Genomic DNA, 13,217 nt, shown 5'->3' on the forward strand with positions numbered 1-13,217 from the left:
CTCTTCACGCTCTCGAAATAAGCCTACATCGTAGACGGCTGCCACCGGTCCCGCTCAAACCCGAAGCCCCAGTCCACCCAGAACCACCCGAGTGACCGTCTGGATCGCACGCTCGAATTCGACGTCATCAAGTGGGTGGCGATCGTTTAAAAGTTCGATTTGATAGTCGAAATCGGCGTAATGCTGGGTGGAGGCCCAGATCATATAAAGAAGATGAGGCGGTGAAACCGAGGCGATCGCACCGCGCTCAACCCACCCTGCAATCTTGGCCTCCTTGAGCTTCGCCCACTCCACCAGGCGCGTCCTCGCCTCCTCGCTCATGAGCGGCGCCCTGTGCATCACCTCATTGGCCCAAACCTTTGAGCCGTAGGGTCGCGTACGGGACCGGGTCATCTTGGCGCGAATATAGGTGGTCAACACCACCTGCGGGTCGTCGTAGTATTCGAAGCACAGTGCATCCTGTTCCCAAAGGGCCAGATGCGCGGTCAATACCTCCTGGTAGAGCTGCGCCTTGGTCGAAAAGTAGTAATGAAGGTTGGATTTGGGCAGCTCGGCGCGCTCGGCGATGTCGCCCATTGTGGCGCCTGCATAGCCCTTTTCGGAAAAGGTGATTTCGGCGGCGGACAGAATCGCCGCCATGTTTTTCTGACGAATGGTGCCCTTTCGTATCTCCACGTACATCCCCTTCAAATGGCATTCTTATATTATCGATGATGCCATTTGATACGAGGTATTGCCTTAGTTCGAATTGGCGTTTGCCTGGCCCTGATGCAACTCTTCCCACGCACTGTATACGCTCAAGTGCACGCGCCCACCCAGGTGATCCAGAAAATCGGTTTCCTTGAGACGATCCATTACCGGCCCCTTTACCTCGGCCAAGTGAAACTCGATGCCGGACTCCTTAAGTCGCTGATTGATCTCCTCGAGGCTGTCGAGCGCCGACGCATCAATCATGTTAATAGCCTGACAAGCCAGCACCAGATGCTTGAGGTTGTCGACCTGGGCGCAAAGAGAATCGATCTTTTCCTCAAGAAAGCGTGCGTTGGCGAAATAAAGGCTTTCATCGATACGTACGATAATGACGCTCTGGTCGGTCTCGACCTCATCGAAGCGTTCGATATTTCGGAAATGCTCGGTGCCCGGCATCCGACCAAGAACCGCGTAGTGAGGACGACTGGTCCTGTAGAGATACAACATCAATGACAACGCAGCACCAGTCACCAATCCGACCTCAACCCCCTGCCAAAGCGTTGCCAAAAAGGTCACGAGCATGGCAACCGCGTCTCCTCGATGATAACGCCAGGAGCGAATGAAAGTATGAACATCGAGCAGGCTGATGATCGACACAATAATGATGGCGGCCAACACCGTAGTCGGCAAGTGCGCTATGACCGGCGTCAGGGTCAGGATTGCGACGAGAACACCCAAGGCAGCCATGAACCCCGAAGCAGGTGTTGCCGCGCCGGCCTCATGATTGACGACCGACCGGGAAAGGCTTCCCGTGACCGGAAAGCCACCGCTGAAGGCAGAGCCTAGATTGGACACGCCAAGCCCTACCAGCTCCTGATTGGGGTCAACACGCTCACGACGCTTAGAACCAAGCGCCTGTGCTACCGACATCGCCTCGACAAACCCCACCACACTGATCAAAAGCGCAGAGACACCAAGTGACTGCATTCGATCCATCGATAGGTCGGGCAAGACTAGAGAGGGCAATCCCGAAGCGACAGCACCGACCACCTCAACACCGTACGACTCAAGCTGACCGACCCAAGTCACTAGGGTGGCTACCGCCACCGTCAAAATCGGTGCAAGACGTGCAGCGAAACGGGCAATGCCATTACTGAAGCCGAGCGCCACCAGCCCGCTGACCATCCAACGCCTTGCCGCCAAAAGCATAAGCACGGATGCGCCTCCTAGCGCAAGCGTCGCTCCATTCGTGCCGGGAAGCGCATAAAATAACGACGTCAGCATGGCAAAGAGCGTATCACCCGAGGATGACACGCCCAGCAAATGAGGCAGTTGACTAGCGCCGATCATTAGCGCTGAAGCCGAAATAAAACCTGCAATAACGGGGTGACTTAAAAAGTTGGCGAGAAACCCGAGGCGGAACAGCCCCATTAAAGTCAGCATGAGACCAGACATCGCGGCCAGCGCGATTACCACAGTCATGTATTCATCACTGCCTTGACCGGCCCACTGCGAGGCTATGGTTGCCGTCATCAGAGACACCACCGCCATCGGCCCAACCGACAACGTCGTACTAGAGCCAAAGAAGGTATAAAGCACCATGGGAAGCATGCTCGCATATAACCCGACGACGGCCGGAACACCCGCTAGAAGCGCATAGGCTAACGCTTGGGGGATGAGCATCAACGTTACGATCACAGCTGCAACCGCATCATCGCTTAGGTAACGTACATTGTACTTTGGCAACCATTCCACAATAGGAAATACACGCTTGATCCACTGCGCTTTTGCCACTTCGTTTCGTGCCATACGCCACCCAATAAACAGTAATATGAATATATTTTTTGACTATATAAAAAGGCACCGGATATTGAAAGCGCTTCCTCCTACGCATCAGGGAATGTAGCGGCCGGTCGCTGTTATAGGCCCACAGATAGTCCCTCAGATGCGCGGCAAGCTCGTTAAGCGGGGCGTAATGGTAACTGCGGGTCGTAGCGCTCTTCAGAGACGACACCTTCACGAAATGTGGCAGCCTGATCCCGGTGCAAACTTCACAGATATCGAGATGCAGATAGTGGGCCGGATACGCCTTGAACACCTATCCCTCTTAGCCGGAGAGGCAGTCTTTTGCGACAGCAGGCTGATTTCGCACCACCAATAAAAGGCGGCGCAGGCCGGAGCGGATCCGGTACGAGGTAAAGCACATACCCAATCATGGCATAAGAAAAATGCATGCCGGGTAATTAATAAAACCCTGTACCACGACTATTGTCGATCTTCCATACTGCCAATCGAGAAACGCAAATCAGCATTCACTGGATGAAGGTGCAAAAATGTCGGCAAACATCGATTTTGAAATTGTAGAACAGCCACCAGCCATCCATGTTTACAAGGGTGGACAACGTTATACCCTCAGCCCACTTTGGTTAAGAGAGCGCACCCAAGCCCATGATCAATTGGAGCCAATGACGCAGCAGAGGTTATTTGATTCCCATGCCATCGATATCAATTTAACGATCACATCGCTATCAAAACCCTCAGCCGATCAAATACAGGTTCTATTCAGTGACAGTCATGAGGAAATCTTCGACCTGAATTTTCTAGCCGTCGAGATTAGAGATGACAACCATTTCCCTGTTGCTACATCCTGGGATGCGACGCTTGACCAAAAGATGCTTCGCTTCGACTGGACACAAGTAATCGCAAACGATGAAACTTTCCAGCAGTCGCTAGATGCTTATCTACGCTACGGTTACCTAGTTCTATTCAACGTGCCAACAGACCCTGAGCGTATTTTGGAAGTCGGTGCCAAGTACGGGTATGTTAAGGAAACCAATTTTGGTCGCTATTTTGAAGTGTACTCACGTCCGAGCGGCAATGATCTGGCCTATCGCAGTGTGGCACTCGGTCCCCATACCGATAACCCCTATCGAAACCCGGTTCCTGGCATTCAGTTGTTACATTGCTTAGTTAACGAAACTAGCGGAGGGTTATCAACGCTGGTCGATAGCCTTCGGGTGCTTGAAACTTTAAAACACGAAATGCTAGAGGGATATCAGCTTCTAAAGCAGACCCCGGTACGGTTTCGCTTTATTGATGCAGGTACGGAGCTCGTAACGCACCGCAGCATGATTCAGACTGATGCCAACGGCCAGCCTACCGGCGTGCACTACAGTCCCCGACTGGATGCGCTACCACTACTTAGCGATAAAGAAACTCGACTCTTTCATCAGACACGTCAACGGCTTAGCGAACTATTTAACGATCCCCGTTTCGAGGTCCGTTTTGCACTAGGTGGTGGTGAACTAATGATGTTTGATAACAGCCGCGTGCTTCACGGACGAACCAGTTATGACACCAGTGAGGGACACCGCCACCTACAAGGTTGCTACCTGGACACCGATGGTCCACGTGAACGCTACGCTAGCCTATTGAAAACGACAAAAGCTAAAGAGGAGATCGCCTAAATGCATCAGGTTGCATTTCGCCAGATGAAAGACGGCACTCGTGAAGAATATCTTTTTCTTGAAAAATTGGAGTCGGAATTCAATGAGGGCTTAGTTGACCGGCTACTACAGGCACTAAAAGATCTAGAAAATACATTAAGTGGGTATCAAGTCAGCCGTCTAGAGCACTCTCTTCAATCGGCAGCGCGGGCAGAGGCGGATGGTGCAGATGAAGACCTGATCGTCGGGGCTTTATTACACGATTTAGGGGATGAGCTTGCGCCTTATAATCATTCGCAGCTTGCTGCCTCGATCATTCGGCCTTACGTACGTGGTGAAGTCACTTGGATAGTTCATCATCATGGCCTCTTTCAAAAGATCTACTATGCGCACTTTTATGGAGAAGACCCCAATGAGCGAGACCGCTTCAAGGACCACCCTTGGTATCAGAGTTGTATTGATTTTTGCGAACGTTACGACCAAGCATCGTTCGATCCCGATTACCCCACCCCTCCCCTAGAGCATTTCGAACCCATACTGCGGCGTGTTTTTTCGCGGCCCCCTTTTGATCCAAATGTCATTGGTAAAGAGCACCCACTGGAACTATAAAATTTTAGTAACTTAAATACGTGCTCGTATGAGCATTCACAGTGATAACTCACTGAGACCCGGTTAAAGAGGAAAATAACTATTAATACTTCAAAACCATCTTCTCATAGCCCCCCCTCCGGTGATAATCCTCATGCAGTGATGGGGACCGATTACTTAGTAATCGAGTTAGACCAAGGAGGACCATTTAGGGGCATGCATCGTGGAATGACGATAACAGCCGGCATTCTAGTGCTTCTCTTTGTACTGTTTACTGGCATAAGTTCTAACGCTGCAAATCTTATATTTGGCGCCGCACGCACATGGATTGAAAAGACTTTTAGTACTTACTACTTGGTCACTGTGGTGTGTCTACTTTTAGTCTGCACATTCATTGTTTTCAGTCGCTTTGGCAACATTCGATTAGGACCAGATGATAGTCGCCCCGAGTTTGGCAATTTCGCTTGGTTTTCGATGCTATTTTCTGCCGGCATCGGCATCGGTATCCTTTTCTTCGGCGTTGCTGAGCCGATTTTCTACCTCGATAATTCAGGCAGTTTTGGGTACCCCAATAACCCTCATGCCGACATGGCCGGGGATATTGCCATGGGCCATGATCGCGCCATTGATGCTTTGCGAGTGACGGTTTTCCATTGGGGGCTGCACGGATGGGCCATTTACGTCATTGTGGGTATGTCTTTGGCGTACTTTGCTTATCGTAAAGGTCTACCGCTTGCCCTTCGGTCCGCGCTCTACCCGTTTATCGGTGATCGCATCTTTGGCCCAGCTGGACATATCTTCGACATATTCGGTGTTCTTGGCTGTATATTTGGTGTCGCTACGTCGCTAGGCTTAGGGGTTAGTCAAATAGGTGTTGGGTTAGAAAAACTGTTCGGTATTAATGACAGCCTAACCACTCAACTAGTTCTTATTGCTGTGATCTCAGCGCTTTCTATCGCTTCGGCGGTCAGCGGCGTTGACAAAGGCATCAAAATTGTCTCTTTGCTCAACATTTGGGTTTCCGCCGTGGTTATCGGCATTTTCCTGCTCTGGGGGCCAACCCTTTGGCTGGTGAAAACTTTCGGTGAAACCTTAGTTGACTATGCCCGTGACGTGCTGCCCATGGGACTTTGGTTCGCTGACGATAAAGGAGCGACCCAATGGCAACAAGCTTGGACTATTTTTTATTGGGGCTGGTGGCTCGCTTGGGCACCCTTTGTTGGTCTCTTCATTGCTCGTATCTCAAAAGGTCGAACGCTACGTCAGTTCGTACTCGGTGTCCTGTTGGTACCCACTTTGCTGACGTTCATCTGGCTGGTTATCTTTGGTGGAAATGCTATTCACCAAGAGCTTAATGCCGCTGGAGGTGTGGGCACCGGAGATGTTATGTCGTTGGTACGCAACTGGGATCTGCCTGCAGCCCTCTTCGCAACAGCTGATGGCATCGTAGGAACAGGCACATTTGGCTGGATCCTATCGGCCATGATGGTATTCCTGCTCATGAGCTGGTTTATCACCTCATCGGACTCGGGAACGCTGGTATTAACGACGATACTTTCGCTAGGCAATGAAAACCCGCCAAATTTAGTGCGCGTTTTTTGGGGGGCAGTCATAGGCCTTGTAGCGGGAGTACTCCTTGTAGTGGGTGGTCTTAACGCTCTTCAAACCGCGCTGATTGCTGCTGCGCTTCCAGTTAGCATAGTCATTCTTGTTATGACTGCTGGTGTACTGATCTCTTTGCTCAAAGAGCCTAAAAAGACTCAAAAACCACGCCATTAAATAGTGTCCCCCCATGCTCATTTACGAGCATGGGGGATCGCACACTTACTAAACACTAAACTAGTACTGCCCCATTACTGACTCTTTAGCGTGATTCTTATTTTCTCCTTGTTCAACTGCGTTCAATAACCAACACCGTATAGGCTCAATCTTTGCTCGCCGAGGCTGCCTTGCATGTAGCCAGTAACCATAATTTTCACGAGTAACTTTTGGACCAAGCGCAACCAGCCGACCAGTTACTAAATATTCTTCAACTAAATTTTCCCAACCTAGAGCCACTCCGCGATGATCAAGCGCCGCGTTGAGTAATAAGGCATAGTTTTGATAGGTAAACGTATCATCAGCCATACCCGGCGCAACTCCAGCAAACTGACTCCACTGCATCCAGTCGAGCCAACGCGGATTTTTAATATCTTGATGCAATAAAGAAAGCCTTGATATCTGGTTGGATGTCAATACACCGGATAAATTATGACGCCGGGCATATTCAATACTACAAACGGGAAAAACGGCTTCTCGAGCTAAAAGCTGCTCTTCTTCTTGAGGAGAGCTAAGTCCAAAACGGATAGCGAGATCAGCTGCTAGCCGCTCGGGATCATCTTCGCGATCTACTGAAATAAGCCTGATATTGTACTGAGGAAAAGCGCGCTTAAGCGCTGGTAACCGAGGTAATAGCCAAAGATGGGTAAAGCCAGCATCGGCAGCAATAACTACTGGTGGAGATAGTCCTTGCCCATCGTGCATGAGTCGATCACAAGCGTCACATATGGCATCAAGACTCGGCGCCACCTCCTGATAAAAGCGCTCTCCTTGCGGGGTTAGACTGAGCCTTCCTCCTAAACGATCAAAAAGCGGCAGTCCAAGATGCTCTTCTAATCCTCGGATACGCTGCGAGATGGTTGGCTGCGTAGTGCGCTCAGCATCGGCCGCTGCGGTCATCGAACCTAATCGAGCCGTAGTAACAAAGGCGACAAGCGATTTTGTCGAAGGGGTTGAAAACGCCACCGGCAGTCTCCCGAACTGGTTAACGGTATAACAACATAGTGTACGGTCAGGTCTATACCATCAAGTGGACAATACCGCATGAGCCTATGACCCTTTAAATCAACTTAGTAGTGCACTTATGAAATAGAGGCTCGATGTATGCTCCTGGGAAAAAATGGTTTTGGGCTCTAATGAATCGGCCTCGTTCCATCCTGGAATCTTTCCAGAATAGATCCGATGGGTGCACACCACCGTATCGATACCCGCTTCTAACGCTCTATACCAAAAAACGAAACCTATACGCTGAGAGCGTATCGCCTTCTTTCAAATTTTTAACCCTGGTATGGTCAGGTGTAACCACTTTCGAAGCCACAATGAACGTACCCGCTGCGTCACAAGACACCGCCCTGCCGAACCTGCACTTTCCCCCGCTCACTTCGCTTGTGAATGCGATTTGAACACCGCCACTTCATACTTCATTCACACTATGGTCGCGCTGACGGTAAGTTAGAAAGCGATATACTGTATATATATACATACACCATAGCGAATCGCCCCATGCACTGCCGCCTTCTGCCCGCTCACACCACACCGATTACCTGCCCAATGATCGAATACCGCGTGCGCGCGGGCGTCTCTGGTTTCCCAAGCCCTGCGCAAGATTACGCAACCGATCGACTGGATTTGAACGCCCACGTGGTACGCCGCCCAGCGTCAACCTTCTACCTGAGCGTCGAGGGTGATTCGATGACCGGCGCGCGCATCCAGCCCGGAGACATTCTGGTGGTCGACCGCGCTCTGACCGCACGGCACGGACACATCGTAGTCGCAGTGGTTGATGGTGAAATGACAGTAAAAACGCTCCGATTGACCGATGCTCTACCGGGGCTTTACAGCGAAAACCGCGACTACGCGCCGATTCCTCTCATCAATCGGGATATTCAAATCTGGGGGGTGGTCACCTTCGTGATTCACGAAGCCGCATGAGCGGCCCGTTTGCGCTGGTCGACTGCAATAACTTCTACGTCAGCTGCGAACGCGTATTCGCGCCACGCCTCCACGGTGTGCCGGTGGGCATCCTGTCCAACAACGACGGCTGCGTTATCGCCCGCTCCGAAGAACTCAAGCGACTCGGCGTTGCGATGGGCGTGCCTGCGCATCTCATTGCACCGGCCTTGAAGCGGAAAATCGTTCTGTGTTCGTCGAACTATGAACTGTATGGCGACATGAGCGCTCGCGTGCTCGAGGTCATGAGAATGCACTACGCAGGGGTCGAGCCCTACTCGATCGACGAGGCCTGGATCGATCTGGCCGGTCACACGGTAAAGGTCGATGAGCTAAACGCACTGAGGCAGGCGATTCGGCGCCTGACCGGTATTCCGGTCTCGATCGGTCTGGCCCCGACGCGAACGCTTGCCAAGCTCGCCAACCGCTACGCCAAGCGCGCAAGCAGCGGCGTGTACGTCATGCCCGCACCCAGCGACCCGGCGCATCCCACATTACTTCGCGCCACGCCCGTCGATCAGGTATGGGGCATCGGCACACGGCTTGCGCTCCGCCTGAAAGCCCAGGGCATACTGACGGCACACGCGCTGAGCACGGCCGACCCACATGCCCTGCGCCAGGCCTTCAGTGTTGTGCTTGCACGCACGGCAATGGAACTTGCCGGTACCGCCTGCTTCGAGATGAACGACGCCGATTCGGACAAGCATGCCCTCATGACGTCCCGGAGCCTGAGCCGAGCCACTCAATGTCCGATTGCCCTGATGCAGGCAATCCGACAACACACCAACCGAAGCGCTGAGAAGCTCAGACAGCAAGGCTCAACGGCCAGAGCGGTCATGTTGACGATGAGCACCAGTAAACACATCGGGCCGGATCGGCACCATGGGCGCGTCGTGATCGAACTCGATCATCCAAGCCAGGATACGTTCATGTTTCTGCGCGCGGCGCGTCAAGGGTTCGAGGCGCTCTATCAAAAAGGGGTGCGATACCAGAAATGCGGCGTAATGCTGATGGATCTGGCGCGTACCGACCAGCAGCAACTGAGTCTTTTGGAAAATGTGTCCGGTGAAGAGACGCTAAATGATGCACTGATGAGCGCCCTGGACCGCGCCAATCGGCGATTCGGGCAACGCGCCCTGACCGTGGGGTTCATCGATGGGGCCGGGCCGTGGCAGCTCAAGTGCGAACACCGCTCGAGCCGCTGCACCACCCGGTGGGACGAACTTGCCCGGGTTCGCCGAACCTAGCTGCGCTCGTCTGAATCGTCGGGGGAATTCTTGTTGCGCCAGATATCCCAGGCAATGCCGAATGCGATACCGACGACCGCGCCGGCCACAAGCGTACCGGACGCCAGCCAGACGATGCCGCCGATGGGAATACCCAAGAATGCGCCGGGAAAGTTCTTGATCATAGGAAATCCGCTGAGTCCTGTTGGTCGAAAGAGCGCCGTGAAGGCCGGCCCTTGCACTTCGCCGATATGATGACGGGAGACAGGAAGCGGGTCAAAGCCCAAAACACACATACCTGGACACTGTCTTTTCCAATACAAGAAATGCGCCCTCAAGGGGCGCATTTCTTACGAAAAACCGGGCGCATGAAATAGGTCAAGCGACACATTCATAAAGGGCTCAATCGATCTCTTTCAACCACCCCTTCCATACCCGACGATGACGGCGCTTGGCCCACTGGCGCGTGCTGTTGCTTTCAGGGGTTAGACACACAAGGTGCCCGTTGTCATCGCAGTTCATGATGAAACGGCGTGACGCGCCGATGGGGTTGGGGTTCGAACCAAAAATGCCGATGACCCGAATCTCGACGGCGCTGAACTCCTTTTGCTTGTCATCGGGCAGCCCCTTATCGTCCAGCGGCAGGTCATGGTACTCACAGGTCTGACGCACCAGACGCTCAAAACTTCCCATCACCATATAATCGGCATTGTCGAGCGGGCCTTGTCGCGTCCAGCGACCGTTTTCCTGCTCGTTTTTTGATTGCTGATTCTGCTGCTCGGTGTCATTGAGATCATCGGTGATGTCCAGACAGAAGCTTTCATCCTTGGCAATCAAGCACACGATCACCGTTTCGACGAACACCGCCGATTCGCTCATGTTGCTGATTAGGCACTGCGCATTGAGATCCCGACCGAGACCGCGATTGATTATGATCTGTGGGCGGCGCTGCGAGCGGAAACTGTGTAGAAACAGCTGCAGATAAACACCCCAGATGATCAGCATACCGACGCTGGTCAGTCCACTGAACACGGTAGCGTTGGCCGTGATCCACGCCCACAGCTCCGTCATTGAATTTGACATACTACATCCTTGTACGTGGCATCAACTCGACGTTCGAAATACACTTCATGGCTTAGCGAACGCCGTGGATTACAAAGCGTAGAACCTGGATGCCCATCACGCCTGCTTTGCCTCGATATACGCCCACCGATTTTCAAGAGCCTTCATGAAAAACCATAAACGCCTGGCCAGCATCAGTCTGGTCGCCGCCCTGCTTCTTTACAGCGCAAGCATCTACTGGGGCGACTTGTTCCCGTACATGGATTATCTGACCGCGTTTGCAGAAGCCGCCCTGATCGGAGGGATGGCTGACTGGTTCGCCGTCACGGCCCTGTTTCGCCACCCGCTCGGACTCAAGATTCCCCATACGGCCATCATCGCTCGTAACAAGTCGCGTATCGGCCACAGCCTGTCGACGTTCATTCGAAGCAATTTCTTGTCCAAGACCTATGTGCACTCGAGCATCAAGCAGACCGACATCGCCGAACACTGGCTGAACTGGCTCCGTAAGCCCCACAACCAGCATGTACTGGCCGGCGCCCTGACCCGAGGCGCGAAGTTCGTACTGCGCTCACTCGATGAGCGCGGCGCCCGGGCCTTTTTCGAGGCAACGCTTACCCATTACGCCAAGCGGGTGGACCTTGCCGGCCTGTTCGGCCGAGTATTGGGGGCGTTGAAGGCAGATAACCAGCATCAGGCGCTGCTGGACGACACCTTGACCCGCGCCGCCCGCTGGCTCGAAAGCCCGGTGCATCAGCGCTGGCTCAAGCGCCAGTTGACCCAGGTCATTTTCAGGCTGATCAACCCGAAACTGTTCGGCCGTGAAATCAGCCTCAACCGGTTTGCAGGCTGGCTTGCCAACGAGCGAATCATCGAGCGGCTATCAGAACTTCTGACTGCGGTGAGCAACGACGCGAACCATCCGGTACGTCAGCAGCTCGACCATCAGCTGAGCCAGTTCATCGAACGGACCCGAACCGACCCCGCACTGATTGCCCGCTTTGATCGCGTTCGCGAGGAGCTGACCGATAACCCGCACATGCAGCGCTACATTCAAACGCTTTGGACGCGCCTGACCCAGAGCTGGCAAGCCGATCTGGAAAAAGAGGGTGACAATAGCGCGAGCTATCGCATGGCGCGGGATTTCATCGCTCATTACACCCGGGTGCTGTCGGACGCACCGGACGCGCGTCGCTGGATCAACGACCAGGCGCTCATCCTGCTGCCGGACCTGGTCGACAAGAACTCCGATCGCATTGACGCCTACATCCGCCGCTACATCGATCAACTCAGCAGTGACGATGTGGTCGAGCAGATCGAGAAAAACGTCGGCAACGATCTGCAATACATTCGCATCAACGGCACACTGGTTGGCGGCCTGGTCGGGCTGGCCCTGCATGCCGCGACACAACTGATCTCAAGCCTTTGAGATATAAACGCGCGAACGCATCAACTCGGTAGAGGATGCGCCTTAATAAAGGCGTCGATCGCTTGGTAGACCGCCTCCGGGCACTCTTCATGCACCAGCAGCCGACCGCGCGACAAGGTGACCGATTCGACCAATGGTGTGAGGCGCTGCATGTTCTCTTTCGAGCGCGTGGGCATGTGTTCCGTCGTGAGCATGAGCGTGGGGCACGCCAGGCGCTCTGCCGCCTCAAAAGCCGCGTCATTGGTCAAGAACGCATCGAAGGCGCCCGTCACGAAGCGGATCGAGCCGTGGCGGGCACCGGCGCTTTTCGGCACCTGGCGCTTGCCCTCCATTCGAGCTTGGGTCAAGAACGTCGGTGATTCATAGACATGCTCGTTGATCATCTTTCGAATGCACCAGCGTCGAACGTTGAGCCAATAAAGAAGCGGTCCGATCACGGGGGCATCGAATACACGCCGTACGGTCTTGAACCAGGGTTTGACCGCGCCTTTGGCCATGGTGGGCAGCGGCCCTCGCCAGGTCGGTGCAATCAGAACCAGACGTTCGCAGACCGCTGGCATGTCCTTGAGCCCGAGTAATGCAAGGCCGGCGCCATGACCGGCCGCAATGATCATGGCCGGCGTCTCTTTAAACTGTGCGAGCACATCCTTCAGGTAGCGCACTAGTAGCGCCGCGTTGCCATCAATAAACGGTTTGGGCAAATCGCCAAAGCCGGGCCAGTCGACCGACACCGTGCGGTAGTGTTCTGAAAGCTTGGCTTGAAGCTCGGCAAACTCATGGCGGGTCGAAACTGTCGACAACGCCGGCAATAACAAGACCAGCGGCCCTTCGCCCTGCTCGGTCCATTCAAGCGTTATAGGCAGCCCCGCACCATGCCAGACAAACCGCGTCGTACGTGCCAGATGATGTTGCACCGTTGTCACCTCGTTTAAAAATGCGTCGCATTACGCTAACGCATTCGAAACGGATTTGTCTCAGACGTTTGTGTAATCGAAGCCATAGTGACAC

Annotated in this window: 12 protein-coding genes; 6 read left to right on the forward strand and 6 right to left on the reverse strand. The window is 53.6% G+C overall.

What is annotated here, in order from left to right; translation table 11 throughout:
• Nucleotides 1–54: 54 nt before the first annotated feature.
• Nucleotides 55–675: a TetR/AcrR family transcriptional regulator gene (locus tag NAT23_RS04370; protein ID WP_251925958.1), complete on the reverse strand. Its 621-nt coding sequence runs from the start codon at nucleotides 673–675 to the stop codon at nucleotides 55–57.
• 63 nt (nucleotides 676–738) lie between these two features.
• Entirely contained in the window at nucleotides 739–2,499 is a 1,761-nt protein-coding gene (locus NAT23_RS04375) for a SulP family inorganic anion transporter (RefSeq protein WP_251925960.1), read from the reverse strand.
• Nucleotides 2,500–3,023: 524 nt separating this feature from the next.
• Here NAT23_RS04375 and NAT23_RS04380 point away from each other — a divergent pair.
• The 3 genes from NAT23_RS04380 (at nucleotide 3,024) to NAT23_RS04390 (ending at nucleotide 6,503) form a co-directional block, all read left to right on the forward strand.
• Nucleotides 3,024–4,157 (forward strand): TauD/TfdA family dioxygenase, encoded by a 1,134-nt coding sequence (locus NAT23_RS04380; RefSeq protein ID WP_251925962.1) that lies wholly within the window; start codon nucleotides 3,024–3,026, stop codon nucleotides 4,155–4,157.
• Nucleotides 4,158–4,745, forward strand: coding sequence for an HD domain-containing protein (locus NAT23_RS04385; RefSeq protein ID WP_251925964.1), 588 nt, complete (start codon nucleotides 4,158–4,160; stop codon nucleotides 4,743–4,745).
• A gap of 195 nt (nucleotides 4,746–4,940) precedes the next feature.
• Nucleotides 4,941–6,503, forward strand: coding sequence for a BCCT family transporter (locus tag NAT23_RS04390; protein WP_251925966.1), 1,563 nt, complete (start codon nucleotides 4,941–4,943; stop codon nucleotides 6,501–6,503).
• Nucleotides 6,504–6,563: 60 nt separating this feature from the next.
• Here the strand turns inward: NAT23_RS04390 and NAT23_RS04395 are convergent, their stop codons facing one another.
• Nucleotides 6,564–7,508: a LysR family transcriptional regulator gene (locus NAT23_RS04395; RefSeq protein ID WP_251925968.1), complete on the reverse strand. Its 945-nt coding sequence runs from the start codon at nucleotides 7,506–7,508 to the stop codon at nucleotides 6,564–6,566.
• 537 nt (nucleotides 7,509–8,045) lie between these two features.
• Here NAT23_RS04395 and NAT23_RS04400 point away from each other — a divergent pair.
• Together NAT23_RS04400 and NAT23_RS04405 are read left to right on the forward strand one after the other, a co-directional pair.
• Nucleotides 8,046–8,474 (forward strand): LexA family protein, encoded by a 429-nt coding sequence (locus NAT23_RS04400; RefSeq protein ID WP_251925970.1) that lies wholly within the window; start codon nucleotides 8,046–8,048, stop codon nucleotides 8,472–8,474.
• Nucleotides 8,471–9,739 carry a Y-family DNA polymerase gene (locus NAT23_RS04405; RefSeq protein ID WP_251925972.1) on the forward strand — a complete coding sequence of 423 codons (1,269 nt, stop codon included), beginning with the start codon at nucleotides 8,471–8,473 and terminating at the stop codon, nucleotides 9,737–9,739. Before NAT23_RS04400 ends, NAT23_RS04405 begins: the two co-directional genes overlap by 4 nt.
• Here NAT23_RS04405 and NAT23_RS04410 read toward each other — a convergent pair.
• Together NAT23_RS04410 and NAT23_RS04415 are read right to left on the reverse strand one after the other, a co-directional pair.
• Nucleotides 9,736–9,903, reverse strand: a complete 168-nt coding sequence (locus NAT23_RS04410; RefSeq protein ID WP_251925974.1) for a hypothetical protein — start codon at nucleotides 9,901–9,903, stop codon at nucleotides 9,736–9,738. The two genes, NAT23_RS04405 and NAT23_RS04410, sit on opposite strands and share 4 nt — an antisense overlap.
• A 217-nt stretch (nucleotides 9,904–10,120) precedes the next feature.
• On the reverse strand, nucleotides 10,121–10,801 hold the full coding sequence (locus tag NAT23_RS04415; RefSeq protein ID WP_251925977.1) for a hypothetical protein: 681 nt from the start codon (nucleotides 10,799–10,801) through the stop codon (nucleotides 10,121–10,123).
• A gap of 145 nt (nucleotides 10,802–10,946) precedes the next feature.
• On the opposite strand from NAT23_RS04415, the gene NAT23_RS04420 reads away from it, so the two are divergent.
• Complete coding sequence (locus NAT23_RS04420; RefSeq protein WP_251925979.1) at nucleotides 10,947–12,209, forward strand: DUF445 domain-containing protein; 1,263 nt, start codon at nucleotides 10,947–10,949, stop codon at nucleotides 12,207–12,209.
• Nucleotides 12,210–12,229: 20 nt separating this feature from the next.
• On the opposite strand, the gene NAT23_RS04425 is transcribed toward NAT23_RS04420, so the two are convergent.
• Nucleotides 12,230–13,123, reverse strand: a complete 894-nt coding sequence (locus NAT23_RS04425) for an alpha/beta fold hydrolase (protein ID WP_251925981.1) — start codon at nucleotides 13,121–13,123, stop codon at nucleotides 12,230–12,232.
• Nucleotides 13,124–13,217: the final 94 nt, after the last annotated feature.

Source organism: Larsenimonas salina (assembly GCF_023736155.1).
GTDB lineage: Bacteria > Pseudomonadota > Gammaproteobacteria > Pseudomonadales > Halomonadaceae > Larsenimonas > Larsenimonas salina.